The following is an 18,901-nucleotide window of genomic DNA, read 5'->3' as shown; positions in this document are numbered from 1 at the left end:
GGCCGACGAACGGGCGCAGGCAGTTGCGTCGGCAACGACTCAAGTTCGGCCATTGCCGACGTTCGGGGGATCTGTGGTCTACGTCAGCAATGCGGCGCACTGCTGACCACGGTGCTGTCGGACAGTCGAACGGGCGCTTGCCGCATTCGCGAATTCACACTCCCGACCCACTCCGGACGCTGGACTAGGCGTCGCCTCTTCGGCGGCTTTTTGGGTGAAGGGGTCATTCATTCCTTCGAGTCGGTCGACAAGTCGTCCGCCAACGCCGCCGTTCGGATCACCGCGAATTTTATCGCTCGTGATTGGCGGCTTACGCGAGGACTGTCTGATCTGATTGCTGTCGACCCATCTCCGACACTCGAGACTCGAAATCTGGATGCCGTAGAGTAGCCTTTGAGCGACCGCTTACAGGTGTCGGCACTGTCGTTGGCCCAGCGCGGTCTGATCTATGACGCGCGCCAAAGCATGTGACGGAACCCATTGACCTCCTTGTGCAATGAATCGGGAGGTCGCGTCGACGACTGTCTGGCTGCTGTCATCATCGAATATGGCAAAGACAGGTGCGACGACCGACTCCGCGAGGGCAAACTGCTGCTTTTCGAATCTGCCCGGGTCAATGCGGCCTTCGGCATCGAAAGTGAGAATGGAAAACGTGTTCCCAACGACGCGCACCGGGGTTTTGGCCACAAGCTCGACCACGACGCTGGCCATTCGCGCTCGTTGCCCTGCAAAAGCGGGCAGACAGTGGCTTGCCGGATCTCGTAGCATCCGGTCGAACTTGGTGCTTGACAGCCGCCAGAGGGTATCGTCACGAGCGATCAGAAACGTTCGGCAAGAAAAACCCATGGTTTTGCCCCTTGCAATAACGGTGATGCTCACCACGCTCGGCGAGATTTCCCAACGTGCCCTGCCAGCAGGAGATTCGCCCCAGTACCCGACACCGTGCGCATCACCAGGCTTCGTGTCGTCCCCGTCGATGCCCGGCTCCGCTGGGCCTTTCCTGCACGTGAAACACGTCGCAGTCATCGCGCTCGTGGAGTCGAAGTCAGTCGCGTAGGCGACCACGGTTGCGTGGAACCACGCCCAGGGCCTGGCCGCGCCGCGCTGAGGGCCACGCGCGCCATGCTCGTCCAGAGAGTGTCCTGCGATCGAATGCATGGCTACGGTCGGAATGAAGCGGGCAAGGACCGCCTCAGCGCGAGGATGGAAGCGCTTGCCTCCTGACTTCTCACTGCATGATCTCGCCGCTCCATCGATCACGGTTGGCCCAGAATGGACACTGTGTACATTTTTCGCCTTCCGGGTAGTCAATGCCTTCCTCATGCGGGCAGCCGATGACGCGATCGGCGGCCGCCACCGACTTGGCACCATGCTGATCGATGAATCGAACGATTGCTTCGGTGACTTCTGGATCGGTTCTCGGATCGGTTGTTTTGCAGAACCACCGCTCAACCGGGTCCGCGTCAGCACCTTCGTACGCGACGATGCCAACAACGACCTTCGTCGCAATCGTGTCGTCTGGCCCGTAGAATGCAACCGTTGCCACCGGATAACCGCAGAAGCCCTTGCCCCGTTTTTTCGCAAACTTGTCCCGGTACCACTGAGCCTTGAATGTCATGACTCCTCCCTCGCATGCCTTGCCCAGTGACGTAAGCGGCGTCACAGGTGTACACAAAGCGTACCAACTTTCTACGCCTTGACCGTCTGCCCGACAAGCGGGTTCGGGAAGTAATGGCTGCGTGGGCCGAGCAAGGGGCATTCGCAGCACAGACGCGGGCGACCGCATTGGCGTGATTCGCTCCGGTCGGTGATCGGCTGGGCAGGCGGCCTCGAAGTGACGTTCAAAGGAGCAGCGTTGAACGTCCGCAGGTCGATCCAACGAGACACCCTGCCGCTCCAACTATTTTCGCCGCGCCGATGGGCGCCGCCATTGGCATCCCATCTCGTATGACTCAGGTTTTGGTACGCTTTCAAGGAGAATCGTGTTTTTTGGCAAAATCCGGAAATTCGTGCGGGACCATCATGAAGGTTGAAGTTTGGTCAGCCGGCCGCGAAGCCCAGGGTCAACTTCCGTGAGTTAATACCGGGGAATGAGGTTCTCCTACAGCAGATGAAAAGACAGTTCACAAGACATGCGCAACGCAGCGTCCAGGCATACCACCCCACAACTCGAGCGCACCAGCCGCAAACGGAGCCTCGGCCAGTTCGCACCGCGCCGGTGGGCCTGCTGGTTGATTCCAAAGCCGCTTTCCGTGAAAACAGCCAGCTTCAGGGCTTGCTGCAACAGTGCGATGAGGACGGGCGCTTTTGACTGCGCCCGACATTCTCGCGCCACACCTGACGCCCGGTGGTCACCTGCTTGCGGTACCGGAGGACGCCGCGCCTCTATTGGCGGATGAAATACGAGCGCGGCTGGGCAGTTCTTTTGCGCTTGGCGCAGGACATGGCCTGCTGCATCTGGGAACGGCGGAAATCGGCCGCATTTTGCCGCCCGCATGGGCCTGGTGGCGTGATTTTGCCGCGCGGTATGTCACCGCCTTGTGCGCCACGCCCGAAGGCGGCGACATTGCGGTCGTCACGCCTGCTGCCACGGATTTCGATGCCGTGATTGCCGATGCGCCGCCGATGACGGGCGGGGAGTATCTAACGCCTGATGTGCTGGCGACGCTGTGGGGCGAGATCAATGCCGCCTTGCACCAGGAACTGGCGACCGCAAAAATCTCGCTTCAGGATTTCCTCAAGTTGCGTCACCCGGCCTGGAATCTCGTCGGCCGCGTGCATTTCAACCTTGCTGAGAACCGCAAGGACCCGGAGTCACCGTTCGCCTTCCTTGCGACTTACACCTCGCGCCTGTCGGCCCATGGCAAAGCGCAGCACCAGCCATTGTCGCAAGCCCTCGCGGAATTCTCGGGGGCCAGGAGCAAGGCGCAGCTCCTGTCGCTACTGCTGCCGGTGCAGCGCGCTGCAGAGCACTGCGATTGGCTTCGCGAAATGGTGGATACCGGAGAGATATACCATCCGCTGCGCTGGACGCCGCTTGACGCCCATCGCTTTCTCTCGGACCTGTCGAAACTCGAAGCCGCCGGGATTGTCGTACGCACGCCAAGCGTCTGGCAGGCGGGCCGGCCTGCTCGTCCCGTTGTGAGAGCCAGCGTCGGAGCACGACCGCCTTCGCTCCTGGGCAAGGACGCGTTGCTCGATTTCAGCATGGAGGTCTCCCTCGACGGCGAGCGTCTCAGCGCCTCCGAGGTCAGGGACCTGCTCAAAGGCGCCGACGGCCTGCAACTCATTCGTGGTCGCTGGGTCGAGGTGGACAACAAAAAGCTCAGTCGCCTCCTGAAGCGATTCGAGGCGATGGAAAAGGCGGCGAAAACCGGTCTGCCATTTAATGAGGCCCTACGCCTTCTGGCAGGTGTTTCGCTCGACGATAGCGGCGACCCCGCTGACCGCGACTGGTCGCAGCTTGTTGCAGGGACTTGGCTGGCCGACATCCTCCAGCAGTTGCGGCAGCCGGAGGGGTTGGCGCAGATCGGCCCGGGACCGGAACTCAAGGCCAGCCTGCGGCCCTACCAGCAGGCCGGCGTGCGATGGTTGTACCTGCTCACCCGGCTCGGGCTCGGCGCTTGCCTCGCGGACGATATGGGCCTCGGCAAGACCATGCAGGTACTCTCGCTGCTGCTCGTGCTGAAGCGCGAAAGCGCCGAGGCGCGGCCTAGCCTGCTGGTCGCCCCCGCATCGCTGCTGGCCAACTGGGCGGCAGAGGCCGAGCGCTTCGCTCCCGGCTTGCGCCTGCTGCTCGCTCATCCGTCGTTCATGCCGGCGGCCGATTTGCGTGCGCTGGACGCCGCGCGGCTTGCGGACATCGATCTGGTCGTCACCAGCTTTGGCTCGCTTCTTCGGCAGCCGGTACTGGGGACCATCCAATGGCGCGTTGCCATCGTCGATGAAGCGCAGGCGATCAAGAATCCGCACGCCAGACAAACGCGACAGGTCAAGCAGCTCCATGCACAATCGCGCATCGCGCTGACCGGAACCCCCGTGGAAAACCGCCTGTCCGATCTGTGGTCCATTTTCGATTTCACCCACCCCGGTTTGCTGGGCTCGGACAAGGTCTTCGCCAACTTTACCAGGCGGCTGGCGAAGGCCGAGCATTTCGGCCCGCTGCGCACGCTCGTACGGCCCTACATCCTGCGCCGCCTGAAGACCGACAAGCGGGTAATCGACGACCTTCCGGACAAGACCGAACTCAAGGCATGGTGCCACCTGAGCCCGAGCCAGGCAGCGCTTTACCAGCGTGCGGTGAAGGATCTGGCCGCCGCGCTCGAAGATGCCGAAGGCATCGGTCGCAAGGGTGTGGTGCTGAGTTTCCTGATGCGCTTCAAACAGATATGCAACCATCCCTCGCAATGGCTGGGCGACGCGGCGTGGAAGGCGGAAGACAGCGGCAAGTTCGGCCGCCTGCGCCAACTGGCCGAAGTCATTGCCGCCAAGCAGGAAAAGGTGCTGGTATTCACCCAGTTCCGCGAGACCACCGAGCCGCTGGCGGCATTTTTGGGTTCGATCTTTGGCCGTGAAGGTCTGGTGCTCCATGGCGGCACCCCGGTAGCCAGGCGCCGCGAACTGGTCAAGCGATTCCAGGAAGATGAGCTGACACCCTTCTTCGTGCTCTCGCTCAAGGCAGGTGGGGCGGGATTGAATCTCACCGCCGCTTCCCATGTGATCCACTACGACCGCTGGTGGAACCCGGCCGTGGAAAATCAGGCGACTGACCGTGCGTTTCGTATCGGCCAGCAGAGGAACGTTCTGGTGCATAAGTTTATCTGCCGTGGCACGATCGAGGACCGTATCGACCAGTTGATCGAAGCGAAGCAGCAACTGGTGAAGGATGTGCTGGAGGGTGGCGCGGAACTCCTGCTCACCGAGATGAGCGATCGCGAATTGCTCGATCTCGTCAAGCTCGATGTTCATGCCGCGCAAGAAAGCTGATTGTCAAAAGGAAGCGCAATGGGTTACGGGGGATGGAAACCTTATGTCTCGGTCGCCGAGCGCAGGAAAAAGGCTGAACTGGCCGCCGCCAGGGCGAAGAAGGCTGGTGCGGTCCTGTCGCCAATCGCCTCCTATCGTGGTGCCATCGCCAGGACCTTCTGGGGCAAGGCCTGGTGTGACAATCTGGAGGGTTACAGTGATTATACGAACCGCCTGTCACGCGGCCGTACCTATGTGCGCAACGGTTCCGTGATCGACCTCCAGATTACGGCAGGCGAAGTCCGCGCGCAGGTCATGGGTTCGAGCCTCTACACCGTAGAGGTGACGGTGACGGCATGTCCTGAAAAGCAATGGCGAACAATTGGAGCCGACTGCTCGGGGTCGATCGATTCGATGGTAGAACTGCTGCAGGGCAAGTTCTCGACTGCCGTGATGGAGCGCATCTGCAAACCCGGAACGGGTCTTTTCCCGGTGCCGAAGGAAATCAGGTTCAGTTGCAGTTGCCCGGACTGGGCGTCGATGTGCAAGCACGTTGCGGCTGTGCTCTACGGGGTCGGCGCGCGGCTCGACCAACAGCCGGAATTGCTATTCGCCTTGCGCCGCGTCGATGCCAATGATCTCGTCACGCAGGCCGGCGCTAGTCTGCCCAAATCGAAAAAACGCCCGACTACCAGCAAGGTGCTCGACGACGCGTTGATATCGGATGTGTTCGGCATCGAGATGGTCGAAGCTTACCCACTGGCGAAGCCTGCTGCTGAACGTAACAAGCCATCGGCAGCTAAGGTGACAGCCAAGAAGGCGGGCAGGTCGGCTGTCTCGATAACACGGAAGCCGCCCGCGACCGCGAAGACTGCGGCGGACAATAAAGTGGTAACAAAGGAGTCGCCAGTCAAGCCCTCTGCTGGGCCAAGCAAATCAATGTCTAGCAACGTCGTTACCGGTAAAGCAAACGTGGCGAACTCGCCTGCAACGCCGAAAGCGGCTGCAACTAGGAAGCGCGCCAGTGCTCGACCGGTGAAAGGTAAGTCCCGCTAAGCTCCGATATCATCACGCATGGGTACGCGGGAAGCGATTGACGTCGATGAATGAAATTCTTTTCAGCCGGAAACCCCGGCGTCTGACGAAGTCTCCCGATCATGTTGAGCGTCAGCGGACGTATCCGGTTCAGGATTTCACAGACCAGATTGACGGTATCTTCAAAACTTGAACGACCGCTTCGTGAACATTGCAAACGGCTGTAATGGCCGATCACTTGACGAACATGACCGTCGGGGAAGGTCCGTTTTCCGGACGGAGCCGACGCTCGAATGTCCATCTGAGGGCTCGATCGAACGACCGTAGATGGCCGATAGCACCAGTTCGATGAGAGTTCCACAGAGACGACGTTGGAGTCTTCAACGGCCGCTTTCCGGCGAGGTGGGTGAACGCGTACTGCCGGCCAATTGCTGCCTCTCGCCGATCCCACAAAGCTGTCACCCCAATGGCCGGATCACTTCGGAACCTGCCAAATGATTTAATGCATGAAGTCCGAGACGAGGTTTCATACACCTTGCAAGAGGGTTCGCGCGCCGGCCATCCCTTTCATGGCAGACGCCACATTCAAGACAAAACCGGTGAGCACGCGCGGATCGTTAATATCACCCCAGCCGCCGTCATCGGCAGGAGGAGGACTGAGCGGCACATCAATCAGCACACCCTTGTTGACCATACCATCAAGTTCACTTCCGTCGCCAGCAATTGCAACCGTAAGAAGGCCGAGCCAGCGATCAACCCGTTGCTTTGGCGTTGCCTCATCATCGTCGGTCGCACCAGTACGTGCAGCGGTGATGAAAACATCCAGACCATCCGGGTCGCTTTGGGCTATAACGCCTCCAGGCCTGCTTGGCGCTGATTCCTCGCCGCCGTCATCAGGGGGCAAGCCCGCCGTGCCTCCTCCACCACTGTCCGGGTGATCTGGCTGATCGGGCTCTTGGGGACTATTGGGATCTTGTGGATCGTTGTTGGCGGTTTGCGTGTCACCGGCCGGTTGCGCATCGGGGTTAGGTGCGTCTCCGTTGATTTCTTTTGTCTCATCCGTTACGACGTTTCCGTTCTTGTCGACGGTCGTCTTTTGCTCCTGTCCGTTACCGTCTTTGTCGACGGTGCGGATTACCGTGGTGACTGTGCCATCTGAGTTCTCGACGCGGGAAGCGGAGGTACTGTTTCCATCAGCGTCTACGGCGCCAAAGGACGTTTCTTTACTCCCGTCACTACTGACAGCTGTGCGCTCGGAATTAGACGTGCCGTCCAGATTTTTCTGAACTACGACTGTCGTGTCAGTGGTGGTTTTTCCATCGGGCGACGTTTCTGTTCCCATTTCAAACGTTACGACGGAATCGCCGTTTCCTTCTGCAGTGGAGCCAATGACACCCGCGTGGGTCCAACTCACATAGGATGTATCCGGTTCACCGCCGCCCGTACGGGTACCCGATTCACTATAGCCGCCATTGGGGTTATAGGTGCGATTGGCGTCCGTCGTCACCCCGGTAGGTGACGTTTCATTGATGTGGAAGCTCATGACTTGCTGGCCTTGTCCGTCAGCGGCTTCCATCATATTTAGCAAGCCTCGCGACAACGGGCCCGACCACTGCGCCAATCGCCCGTAGCGCGTGCCAGCAAGTGAGACCTCGCCAGACTTCTTTTCACCGCTATAGCGTCCGTGCCAGCCATTACCTGGACTGATCGTCCATGTCGACGCATAGAGTTCCGCGCCGTCAAGCTCCGTCGTGCGACCTTCGAATTCTGACGGGCGGGTTTGACGATAGGTTGTGACACGCCCTGGGCGGGTGTCTACCTGGCGCCATGTTCCAGGACCGCCAGCCGGCAACGTCCATGTTTCTTCACGCGACAACCCAGGCTTGTTGAGTGTCCAGATCCAACGAACACCGTCCTTTCCACCGACAAGCTCTGAACGTTCAACGGTGACGCCGCGACGGCCTACGCGTCTGGAGAGAACAATCTCTTCGAACCCGGATGCAGCGACCGCGATGACATGCAGTCTGTTTGCGCCATCATATAGCAGCATGGTATTCCGCGCGCCTTCGGCGTCTCGCACGGTAGCAACGATGTGCCCTGACGTACAAATACGGAATCTAACTACCGGATTCTTCGTCGATGATGTCATGGTGTTCTCCGTTGATTTACGCGCAGTGAGATGTTCAATTACCGATGGGCCCTAAAAGCACGGACGACCCGAACAAAAGGCAGACCAAAAGAGCAAATGCCGGCCCAGAGTAAGGTGTGTGTTGTAGACGCGCGGTCGCAAGCGGAGAAGCAGGGAATGCGTATTTTTTTATATGGATACGCAGACAAAAGGGGCTCCGCGAAGATGCCGGATTTTCTGCTCTGCTCCGGGTGCGGTTCGTCTGAATGCGTCGGGGGGTGGGCGAACATCACCAAAGCGAAGCATAGCCGGCTGATCAAAGCCGATACTCGAATGACAGTTATGGCCGATGGTTTGTCCTCGTTCGACGGCACGGAGTGACCGTTACGCTATGGAAGCGGCCGATTCGCCTGCGCGTGACCCAACGACGGATTCGGGTCGGTTTCGGGCGACCGCGTCGGGCAGTGACCGGCCAACGCGCGTCGTTCGACGCTCCGCCAGTCTGGTTCCGCCCGCATCCCTAAGAGGTCACTCACGGATCGGGCCGGCCAAATCAAAGCAGATGCCCTCCGCGATTTCCGGGAGCGGATCACCGCAAGCGGATCTGACAAATTCACTCACTCGGCACTGGGAAAACGTCGCTGACGCGACAGGCGTCGCTTATCGTGGCTATGCGACAGACTATCTGCGGATAGCGAAGGAATTGAGGAGTGCAGCACAGCGAATTCGCCGGCTCGCCGTCCCGACTCTGCTACAAGCTTCCTGCGCTTGCTCAGGTAACGGGCACGAACTCTCCTTCGGCGAAGAACCACGCCGACATCGTTCGTGCCAGTTCGAGCACGACCTCCGCGTCGGTCCGGCCGGAGGACGCGCGCACGTGGAACGAATGATCTGCGTCGTCCACCACATGCAGCGTGGCGCGTGGCCCCAGCGTCTCGACGACCGACCTCAGCAAGTGAAGCTCGGCCAGCTTGTCGCGCGTGCCCTGCAGGAAGAGAATCGGCACCGTGACGTCCGCCAGGTGCCGTGCCCGCTCCATGCCGGGCGCGCCCGCCGGGTGCAGCGGGAACGCGACGAAAGCGAGGCCACGCACGCCGTCGAGCGGGGAGATGGCTTGGGCCTGGGACGTCATGCGGCCGCCGAAGGACCTGCCGCCCGCGAAGGTCGGCAGGGCTGGCAGCCGCCGGCGGGCCTCTGCGACGGCTGCCTGCACGGCGGCATGTGCCACGGCCGGCGAGTCCACCCGCTTGGAGCCCCGCTCCATGTACGGAAACTGGTAGCGCAATGTGGCGACATGCCGGCGTGCTGCATGCCCGCCCCGGCACCGTGCGCGAAGACATACAGGGCTCGCGCGTCCTCCGGTACTCGGAGGAGCGCAGAGACCTTAGTGCCGTCGGGCAGTGCAATGGAAAGCGCTTCTGGGTCGTCCATCGTATTCAGGTCGTGTCGTTGTGGCCTTAGCGCCGATTCTGCATCAATGAGGCATCGGGGCGCGTTTGTGTCGGCCTCCGGCAAGGCATTGCGCAGGCGGAGTTTGCCGGCCGATCCATGGAGCGCGCGCCCATCGTGAACGGCGCCGCAGTCGCGATGTGTCGGTTGACGACCGCAGGCCCGACCTGTGGGCCGCAGTGTGATCCGCGCTTTGAGACATCTGCGCAATAGCACGCCTGCATCATTGTCAGCCGGCTGTTACGACGCTGCAATCAGCGTCAAAGGAAGTTCTCGAAGGGCAGTTCATTTATCTGGCTCTCTGGAAGAGCATGTCCAGCTGCAGAAAGTTCCGGGTTCGGCCAGTTACCGACGTTCGCCATCGCCGGCAAGCTGTCATTCGAGCGGCCGCAACGCTCGGACAGCGGACCGAAGACGACATCGTCAGGAATCCACCACTTCGCGACCTTGCCTTCGTAGAATCCAGGCAACTACTCTCGGGTCACATCGCTATCGGGGTGCTTTACGACAACGAGTGGCGATCGCTCTGTCCACGATGACAGAAGCCGACTTGGGGTGCCACGTCCGCTCCCGCGTGAAGGCATCCACGCCCTAGACCTCAGGGGCCTTTGTTGGCGCCTCGTCCTTGACCAGTCTGGGGGTAAACCGCTCCGTCAGGAGCGGCCCAAGGATCGAAGTAACAACCAGCAACACCAGCACTGCATTTAGCATCTTCGCGTCCAGCAACCGTATTCCGGCTGCATTGAACGTTCTATAGCCGACCAACGTGGCCGCAAGCGTGGCCGCAACCTGCGGCAACGTCAGCGCCACCATCGTCAGCTTCGCCTGACGTGAGTAGCCAAATATACGCCCCGCGAGAAACGCGGCAATTGCCTTTCCCAAGATCAGGGCACATATGAGGCCTCCAACCAGCCAAAAGTGCGTCCAGACAGCATGCTCGAATGCGATGGGTGCGATCAGGAAGCCGGTGACAACGAAGAAGACAGGGATGAACATGGCCTTGCCAACGAATTCCAGCTTCTCCTTCGCGGGGTGGTTGCCGACCGCGGCATTGACTGACAATCCGGCCAGAAAGGCGCCGACAATGCCTGGCAGTTGGATCAGATTTGCAAGCTCGCCAGCCACTGCCAAGATGCCAAGCATTGTGATGAAAAAGCCGTGCTCGTTGTCGCGCAGCTTGTTCAGTGCCCAAGCGCCCACACGGCTGCCGCCGAACAGGACCAGGGGCACGAAAATGGCGACCTCAGCAATTTGCACGGCGAGGCCAGATGGCGAAAAGCCGGTCGTGTAGATTGACACGCAAATTGCAAACACGATTAGGGACAGCGTGTCCGATACGAGAGTGGCGCCGATCGTGACGACGACCGGTTCCAGCCCCACGGCACCAAGACGCGTGACGATCGGCAAGCTGATCAAGGTGTGCGATGCGAGCAGCGAGCCGATGACGATAGCGGGAATAATTGGATAGCCGAACGCCAGACCCAGTGCGGTGCCGATCACCTGCGGCATCATGGTAGTAATTATTCCGAATGCGATCGACCGAGTCTGTGTTCGCCGAAACAGATCGATGTCGATCTCAAGCCCGGCCGTGAACATCAGCATCAGCACCCCGAGCTCCGCGAAGAACTGCGCGACCGGATCGTCCCGCTTGAAGACATCGAGCCCGTGAGGTCCCAGAAGGACCCCGAAAATGAGCAGCACAATGAGTTCTGGAATTCTGAGGCGCCGCGCAAGCACGGGAGCGCCAACAATAACTGCCAGGAAAATCGCCAACTTTGCCAGGGACGGCAGCGCCAGCAAGGCGGACCTTATCGTATCAAACCATTGCATCTTCTTTTCCTCCACCAAACGGGCCGCGACTGACGAGTAACAGACGTTGCCGTAGCCTTGCCCGTCTTCGTCGCACTCAGATCCGCGAGTCGCGGTGGATTGGCCAGTCCCCGTACGACTTGGCGCGAAACGGAGCGGCTACGTTGGGCATCCCCTACCGACTGTGCCGCGAGCACGAGGGTTCTAATACGGAGATGAAAAACCCCCAATCTCGTCATGGACTAGTCCGTCCGGTATCGACCAAGTTTTGGCGTGAAGTCGCTGCCTGCCAATGACCTCCGGAAATATGCATCGTCTTGGGCTCGCGTCAGCCAATCAATAGGACCTAGGTCTTACCGAGGATTATCGGTAGCGCGCATTGTTGGACCAAAGATAGCAATGGCCGATCGACTGGCGACCGACGCGAGAGCATGAGTGGCCGTTGCACCACTGAAAGCTGCCGACTAGGTGGTGCCTAGTCCACCGTCCGCCTAGGGTCGTCCTGAGCCAGTCGTCGTCGGGCTCGATGCGGGCCATCAACGGCCATTGGTCCACACTGTCACAAGGACGTTCGAACGTCGCCTCCGCGCTCCGCAACGGAAATTCGCGAGCCGATCGTGCCATCATAGTCATTCTTTAAACGCCAGCCTGAGGTCAATCGCCGGCGACCGCTTTTCCAATTAAACCATACCGGTCATGGTCATCGGCATTTTCCTGAACCGGAAACTCAACTCATTGGGTGCGAGATATTCAGCGTCGCTGCAGAGCGTGCGCGGAGGACAATCCTCACGACCATTCGGTTTATTGGTTATGTGGACGTAAGGGTGGTTTCGAATTTCTATCCTATACTTAACCGTATGTTCGGAAGGCGCCGGCGCGAGCCAGATGTTGCGATTGAACTCCACCAATGCGCTCTCGTGATACGACGAGCGGGATATATGTTAGAGAGAACAAAAGTCGCGTGAGGTCCCTGATTTATCGGCGTTTTACGATTACCGAAGTAAGAATAAAATTACAATAATTTTAAAGCCCTAAGGCATCAACGACGTAGGGGGTAATGCTGGTGCGGCCTGCTTGCCCGAAAACCGGCGCCAGTGAGCCACGCTGAACTCCCTCCCCGGAACAAAAAAAGCGAGCGCAGGTCTTTTCATACATAGGTGAAAGAATGAACCGAGAAACTCGTGCGTCGGACTCGATATCTGCCCCACCTAATTGGGCCCCCAACCTTGCTCATCGAATGACAAACAATTTAGCAAGGCTCCTAACGTATTCCTCAGAAAAAGGAATTGACGTGCCAAGAGACATCTTGGAGAAGGCGGCTAAAGCAATGTATAGATCTCAAATATCATTCGAAAAAAATGAGCCTTTGCCCGAAGAAGATGAGCTAGCGTTATTAGAGTCGGTCGATGCTTTGAGCCAGAAAATATATCCGGCGACACCTGAGTCACTCGAAATAGCTTATCTTATGTCCGCTGCGCCAGAACGCTTAAGTGGTCGACAGCAACAGATCAAGGGAAAAATAAAAAATCTTATTAGCCTGTGGATTTATATGACTTTGTGTTCTCTGGCATTAGTTTTTATAATGGCCACATTAAATGGACTCAAGCCAGAATCGCTGCCAAAAGATCTTGTCAGTTTCATTTCGGCTGCATCCTTCGCCGAATCGATTTTCTTAGGCTTTATGGGGGCATGCGTCTATATTCTGAGGAGCATTTTGCAAGGGCTAGCTACGCAGACATATCGTCTCCGAGACGGCCACACCTACACGTTGAGAGCGATCCTTGGGGCGGTTCTAGGTTATATGTCCGTTGGTCTGTTCCCGTCCAACAAGTTCATTAGCGCCACCGTACTTCCGTTCCTTGCGGGATACGCGGTAGAAGCAATGTTTGGAGCCCTCGACAACATCGTTCACACCATTAAAGCCGCTGTCAGCCGCAGTTCGACTGGAGGTGACAGCAAGATCAAGTAAGTGTGTATCTGGCTAGTGCGTTACCGAGGACGAAGTGTGCTCATTGACCATGACAAAGCCCGATTGGCCGAATACTCACTGACTGCCATAAAGGCGCAGGTGGCCGTTGGAGCCTTGGAAGCTGCCATTGAAGCGGCGCGGAATCCGCTGGCCGGATTGGGTCGGAGTGTGAGTTCGCGAAGGCGGAAAGCGGCCGTTCGGCTGTCCGACAGCACCGTGGTCAGCAGTGCGCCGCATTGCTGACGTAGACCACGGATCCCCCGAACGTCGGCAATGGCCGATCTGCTCGCATTGGCCTTCGGGCAGGTTTCGGAGTGGACGCACCGCTCGAATGGTAGCTTCGGATGTGGACGGGCGGCAACTCCTGGCCATTGCTCAAAACGCTGTTCGAACGTGGACGCGAAGTGGCCGACGTATGGCTCAAAAGCGACTATGCGAAGCTCGGGCAAGCGTCGTCGCTTGACGCTAAGAGTTCGTTGCTCGATCCGACGCTCAAGCACGACGGCAAACGGAGCGAGCAGCGAACCTGATCACGACAGACGGTGAGGGCTTGCGGCAGTCTTAAGCGCTTGCCCGCGAGATGACGCTCGCGATGGCCTGCGCAACCGTCGCGACGTTGTTCTCGTTGAGCGCGGCGACGCACATGCGCCCGGAGCGGATCAGGTAGACGCCCTGCCGTTCGCGCAGCGTGTCGACCTGATCTGCCGACAGCCCCGTGTAGGTGAACATGCCGCGCTGCTCGAGGTATCGCGCGAGCAGCGTGTCCGGCACCTTGCCGCGCAGGTGTTCATGGATCTCGGCACGCATTCGCATGATGCGCTGGCACATCGAGGCAAGCTCTTCTTGCCACGCTTGCCGAAGTGTCGCAGTCGTCAGCACGCGCGCTACGATCTTCGCGCCGTGCGTCGGCGGATTGCTGTAGTTCGCGCGCACCGCACTCGTCAATTGACCCAATACGCGCCCGGCAATCTCCGGCGACTCGCAAATCACCGACAGTCCGCCGCACCGCTCGCCGTACAGCGAGAAGTTCTTCGAGAACGAATTGGCCACCAACGCCGGCACGTTCTGGCGCACGAGTTCAAGAATCGCAAATGCATCCGCATCGATGCCGGCGCCGAAGCCCTGATACGCCATGTCGATGAATGGCACCAGCTCCCGCTTCTTCATGACGTCGATCAGTTCCACCCATTGCGCGTCGTTCAGATCGACGCCCGTCGGGTTGTGACAGCACGCGTGCAACAGGACGACGCTGCGGGCCGGCAGCGCGTCGATGGCCGATAGCATCGCTTCAAACTTCAAACCGCCGCTCGACTCGTCATAGTACGGATACGCGCTGACTTCGAACCCCGCGCGCTCGAAGATGAAACGATGGTTTTCCCACGTCGGATCGCTGACCCACACCCGTGAGCCCGGAAAGTAGCGCTTGATGAAATCCGCGCCGACCTTGAGCGCGCCCGAGCCGCCCAAGGTCTGCACCGTGGCGATGCGCCCCTCGCCAAGCGCTGCCGAGTCGTCGCCGAATACCAACGATTGCACGGCATCGCGGTAGTGTGCGAAGCCCGCCATCGGCAGATACGGTTTCGGACCCAGCTCCGCGATCAGTTGTCCTTCGGCCTCGCGGACGGCTTGCATCACTGGCAAGCGGCCTTGATCGTCGTAGTAAATGCCGATGCTCAGATTGACCTTGCGCGCGCGCGGATCCTTCGCGAAGTTCTCGTTCAAAGTGAGGATCGGGTCGCCCGCATAGGCATCGATGTGTTCAAACATGCTAGTTCCTGGATTAAGCCAAAGGATTGCAAAAGCGGGGTGCCTAGCGCGTCGGCACGCCAGCTGGTACGGAGGCGCCCGCGCGCCGATTGCGCAAGCGATAGCCAACGCCCAGCACGGCCAGCCAAACGGGGATCAGGTAGACCGACATGCGCAGATCCGGGATCAGCCACATCACGACCAGAATGCCACCGAGGAACACCAGACACAGATAGTTGGTCAGCGGATAACCCAGGCTGCGGAACAGGGTCGTCTCGCCCGCGCGCGCCTTCGCCACCCGGAAGCGCAAATGAATGACGCTGATCATCGCCCAGTTGATGATGAGTGCCGAGACGACCAGCCCCATCAGCAGTTCAAACGCCTTGCCCGGCATCAGGTAGTTGATCACCACGCAGGCGGCCGTCGCCAGCGCGGACACACCGAGCGCGACGAGCGGAATCCCGCGGGAGTTGACCTTCAGCAGCGCGCGCGGCGCATTGCCCTGGCCGGCGAGGCCGTAAAGCATGCGGCTGTTGCAGTAGACCCCGCTGTTGTACACCGACAGCGCCGCGGTAAGTACCACCGCATTGAGCACGTTGGCGACGAAGTTACTATTCATCGCGTGAAAGATCAGCACGAAGGGACTGCCACCGGTGACGACTTTTTCCCACGGATACAGCGACAGCAGCACGCCGAGCGCGCCGACGTAGAAAATCAGGATCCGGTAGATCACCTGGTTGGTCGCGCGCGGGATCGTGTGCGAAGGATCATCCGCCTCAGCGGCGGTAATGCCGACGAGTTCCAGTCCACCGAACGAGAACATGATGACGGCCATCGCCATCACGAGACCCGACACGCCGTTCGGGAAGAAGCCACCGTGACGCCAGAGGTTGGCCACGCCCGCTTCAGGGCCGGCATGGCCCGATATCAGCAGATAGCCGCCGAAGCCGATCATGCCGACGATTGCCGCGACCTTGACGATCGAGAACCAGAACTCGAGCTCGCCGAACGACTTCACGCTGGTGAGGTTGATCGCGTTGACGACGCCGAAGCATACGAGCGCGGATACCCACGTTGGCAGACCCGGCCACCAGTACTGCATGTAGATGCCGACGGCCGACAGTTCCGCCATCGACACGAGAATGTACAGCACCCAATAGTTCCAGCCTGACACGAAGCCTGAGAATTGCCCGCAGTATTTGCCCGCGAAGTAGCTGAAGGAACCGGCGACGGGCTCGTCGACGACCATTTCGCCGAGTTGCCGCATGATAAAGAAGGCGACGATGCCTGCGATCGCGTACCCGAGCAGCACCGACGGCCCGGCCGTCTTGATGGTCTGTGCGATGCCGAGAAAGAGGCCTGTGCCGATTGCGCCTCCTAGCGCGATCAGCTGGATGTGACGATTCTTCAGGCCGCGGTGTAGCGAGCCCTGTTGCTGGTGTGCCACGATGTTGTCTCCTGTGTCCTGCGATGGATTCCGCACGCCACGCCTCGCTTCTCGTCCGCTCTGGTCGGGCAGGCGAAATGCCGAGGCGTCACGGCCGACGCTTGTGACGCCGGTGCCGTGTCCTGCTGGTATCTGTATTGTCGAAGTGGCGATGAGCCGGTTGCGCGCGCGTCAGACCTTGAGCGTGCCGCGCTCGATCTGATCGCGTTCGAGCGACTCGAACAGTGCCTTGAAATTGCCTTCGCCGAAGCCTTCGTCGCCCTTGCGCTGGATGAATTCGAAGAACACCGGCCCAAGCAGCGGCTTGGAAAATATCTGCAGCAACAGGCGCGGCGAGCCGCCTGCCGTCGTTCCGTCGAGCAGGATGCCGCGCGATTGCAGTTCGCCAACCGGTTGACCGTGGCCCGGCAGGCGTGTCTCGAGCGCATCGTAGTAGTAGCTGTTCGGTCCCGTCATCAGTGGCACGCCTGCCATCTGCAGGTTGTCGATGACCGTTATCAGATCGTCGGTGAGGAACGCGATGTGTTGAATGCCCTCGCCATTGAAGGCCATCAGGAATTCCTCGATCTGGCCACTGCCCTTGCCCGATTCCTCGTTCAATGGAATGCGGATCTTGCCGTCCGGCGCCGTCATCGCCTTCGACGTGAGACCCGTGTATTCGCCCTCGATATCGAAGTAGCGTAGCTCGCGGAAGTTGAACAGCGTCTCGTAGAAATTGGCCCAATACGTCATGCGGCCGCGATAGACGTTGTGCGTCAGGTGGTCGACGAGGCGCAGGCCATGACCGGCCGGTCGGCGCTCAACACCTTCGATGAACTCGAAATCGATGTCGTAGATCGACTTGCCGTCTTCGAAGCGGTCGATCAGATAAAGCGGTGCGCCGCCAATGCCTTTGATGGCGGGCAATCGCAACTCCATCGGACCGGTTGCGATTTCGATCGGCTGAGCGCCCAACGACAACGCGCGCGCATAGGCCTTGTGCGAATCCTTCACGCGAAACGCCATGCCGCACGCGCTCGGGCCATGCTCGGCGGCGAAGTAAGCGGCCTGACTATGGCGCTCGCGATTGACGATGAAGTTGATCTCGCCCTGGCGGTAAAGCAGCACGTCTTTCGAACGGTGGCGAGCCACCAGAGTGAAGCCCATCTGCTCGAACAGCGGCTCCAGCACGTTGGGGATGGGCGAGGCAAATTCAACGAATTCGAAGCCCATCAGTTGCATCGGGTTGTCAAACAGGTCGGCCATGATCTCTCAGGTTCAGCGGATGATGAATGATTGTTGGCGAGCAACCAGCACCGATTGGTGCCGGGCGTCGGGAAAATGAAAGAAAATTTCTCCATTCGCCTTGCGAGCAATGTGGTCAGTCCGGCCGCGCGTCTGGCCACGCTCCTAATGCATGCGCTCTCGCCGCAGCGAAATCTGGAATCAGTGTAATTTTTTATCGACGCAATTGGATTTCCTAGACAACGCAGACAAACCCTTATTTGTGCATTAAAATTTCTTTTTGCTTGTGATCGGGGAAAGAAAAGTGCAGACAATCGACTTCGACCGTATCGACATGCGTTTGCTGGACGTTCTTCAGTCTCAGGGCCGCATCTCCAATCTCGAACTGGCGGAAGCGATCAAGCTGTCGCCCGCGCAGACGCTGAGGCGTCATCGCCGGCTCGAGGAAATGGGCGTGATCAAGTGCTACGAGACGCGGCTTGACGCGCAGATGCTCGGCTTTGGCGTCGTGGCCTTCATCCAGGTGACGATGGAGCGAGGCCATGTCCGTGATCTGTCGAAGTTCAAGCGGATGATCGCGGAACTCACCGAGGTTCAGGAATGCTTCGTCGTAACGGGTGATATCGATTACATGCTCAAGGTCGTGGCGCACGACCTGAAAGCGCTGTCGGAGTTTCTGCTCGATACGCTGATGCGCATTCCGGGCGTGAGCGGAGTCAAGTCCAGTGTTTGTCTCGACGAACTCAAATGTTCGGGCGCCGTTCCGCTTGCGGCCTAGTCTAGAGAACGGGGTCCAAAACTTCGGACGGCTAGAGCTTAGAGTCAAGGATGTGTAGAAAAATTTGTCTGGTTTGAGTGACTGCTTTTCTTGGCGAACAGACAATGACAGGGGACGGTGCCGCACGGCGAAGATGGGTCGGTGAACAACCCTAAACGGTAAGACGCACTCGTCAAAAAAGAGGGGTGACATTCGTCGGCACGGGTTTACGAATGTCAGCGAAGCGACGGCGGATTCAACCGGTGGATGCAATAGTTTGCTGGAATCGTTCGGCGGGCGTCTCGTAGTCCAGTGTCTTTCTCGGACGCTCGTTCAATCGTCTTGCCACGGCATTGAGTTTGGCCTGCGAAT

The 18,901-nt window shown here is 59.3% G+C and carries 14 protein-coding genes; 5 read left to right on the top strand and 9 right to left on the bottom strand.

The window, feature by feature from the left end; translation table 11 throughout:
• Nucleotides 1-405 precede the first annotated feature (405 nt).
• Together FVF58_RS53810 and FVF58_RS46890 are read right to left on the bottom strand one after the other, a co-directional pair.
• Nucleotides 406-1,158: a hypothetical protein gene (locus FVF58_RS53810; protein ID WP_246217534.1), complete on the bottom strand. Its 753-nt coding sequence runs from the start codon at nt 1,156-1,158 to the stop codon at nt 406-408.
• A gap of 70 nt (nt 1,159-1,228) precedes the next feature.
• Complete coding sequence (locus FVF58_RS46890) at nt 1,229-1,618, bottom strand: hypothetical protein (RefSeq protein WP_149676353.1); 390 nt, start codon at nt 1,616-1,618, stop codon at nt 1,229-1,231.
• Between the two features lie 689 nt (nt 1,619-2,307).
• Here FVF58_RS46890 and FVF58_RS46885 point away from each other — a divergent pair.
• Both FVF58_RS46885 and FVF58_RS46880 read left to right on the top strand, forming a co-directional pair.
• Complete coding sequence (locus FVF58_RS46885; RefSeq protein WP_149676352.1) at nt 2,308-4,986, top strand: DEAD/DEAH box helicase; 2,679 nt, start codon at nt 2,308-2,310, stop codon at nt 4,984-4,986.
• A gap of 18 nt (nt 4,987-5,004) precedes the next feature.
• Entirely contained in the window at nt 5,005-6,021 is a 1,017-nt protein-coding gene (locus FVF58_RS46880; protein WP_149676351.1) for a hypothetical protein, read from the top strand.
• A gap of 505 nt (nt 6,022-6,526) precedes the next feature.
• Here the strand turns inward: FVF58_RS46880 and FVF58_RS46875 are convergent.
• The 4 genes from FVF58_RS46875 to FVF58_RS46865 form a co-directional block, all read right to left on the bottom strand.
• On the bottom strand, nt 6,527-8,149 hold the full coding sequence (locus tag FVF58_RS46875) for a hypothetical protein (protein ID WP_149676350.1): 1,623 nt from the start codon (nt 8,147-8,149) through the stop codon (nt 6,527-6,529).
• 751 nt (nt 8,150-8,900) lie between these two features.
• A complete protein-coding gene (locus FVF58_RS46870; protein ID WP_246217533.1) occupies nt 8,901-9,413 on the bottom strand; it encodes an alpha/beta hydrolase family protein in 513 nt (170 codons plus the stop codon).
• A gap of 424 nt (nt 9,414-9,837) precedes the next feature.
• On the bottom strand, nt 9,838-10,047 hold the full coding sequence (locus FVF58_RS52085; RefSeq protein WP_188131183.1) for a hypothetical protein: 210 nt from the start codon (nt 10,045-10,047) through the stop codon (nt 9,838-9,840).
• Between the two features lie 121 nt (nt 10,048-10,168).
• Nucleotides 10,169-11,407: a cation:proton antiporter gene (locus tag FVF58_RS46865; RefSeq protein WP_149676349.1), complete on the bottom strand. Its 1,239-nt coding sequence runs from the start codon at nt 11,405-11,407 to the stop codon at nt 10,169-10,171.
• A gap of 1,285 nt (nt 11,408-12,692) precedes the next feature.
• On the opposite strand from FVF58_RS46865, the gene FVF58_RS46860 reads away from it, so the two are divergent.
• Together FVF58_RS46860 and FVF58_RS46855 are read left to right on the top strand one after the other, a co-directional pair.
• Nucleotides 12,693-13,355 carry a hypothetical protein gene (locus tag FVF58_RS46860; RefSeq protein WP_149676348.1) on the top strand — a complete coding sequence of 221 codons (663 nt, stop codon included), beginning with the start codon at nt 12,693-12,695 and terminating at the stop codon, nt 13,353-13,355.
• Between the two features lie 344 nt (nt 13,356-13,699).
• On the top strand, nt 13,700-13,885 hold the full coding sequence (locus tag FVF58_RS46855; protein WP_246217532.1) for a hypothetical protein: 186 nt from the start codon (nt 13,700-13,702) through the stop codon (nt 13,883-13,885).
• A gap of 31 nt (nt 13,886-13,916) precedes the next feature.
• Here the strand turns inward: FVF58_RS46855 and FVF58_RS46850 are convergent, their stop codons facing one another.
• From FVF58_RS46850 to hppD, 3 genes are all read right to left on the bottom strand, one after another.
• Nucleotides 13,917-15,122 carry an amino acid aminotransferase gene (locus FVF58_RS46850; RefSeq protein WP_149676347.1) on the bottom strand — a complete coding sequence of 402 codons (1,206 nt, stop codon included), beginning with the start codon at nt 15,120-15,122 and terminating at the stop codon, nt 13,917-13,919.
• Between the two features lie 43 nt (nt 15,123-15,165).
• Nucleotides 15,166-16,548: an amino acid permease gene (locus FVF58_RS46845; protein ID WP_149676346.1), complete on the bottom strand. Its 1,383-nt coding sequence runs from the start codon at nt 16,546-16,548 to the stop codon at nt 15,166-15,168.
• Between the two features lie 171 nt (nt 16,549-16,719).
• Nucleotides 16,720-17,793: a 4-hydroxyphenylpyruvate dioxygenase gene (gene hppD / locus FVF58_RS46840; RefSeq protein ID WP_149676345.1), complete on the bottom strand. Its 1,074-nt coding sequence runs from the start codon at nt 17,791-17,793 to the stop codon at nt 16,720-16,722.
• A gap of 283 nt (nt 17,794-18,076) precedes the next feature.
• Between hppD and FVF58_RS46835 the strand changes: the two genes are divergently transcribed.
• Entirely contained in the window at nt 18,077-18,550 is a 474-nt protein-coding gene (locus tag FVF58_RS46835; RefSeq protein WP_062133943.1) for an Lrp/AsnC family transcriptional regulator, read from the top strand.
• Nucleotides 18,551-18,901: the final 351 nt, after the last annotated feature.

The organism is Paraburkholderia panacisoli (assembly GCF_008369935.1).
Taxonomy (GTDB): domain Bacteria; phylum Pseudomonadota; class Gammaproteobacteria; order Burkholderiales; family Burkholderiaceae; genus Paraburkholderia; species Paraburkholderia panacisoli.
Note: the sequence above shows the minus strand (reverse complement) of the source record. Positions and strands in the feature narration are given on the sequence as shown.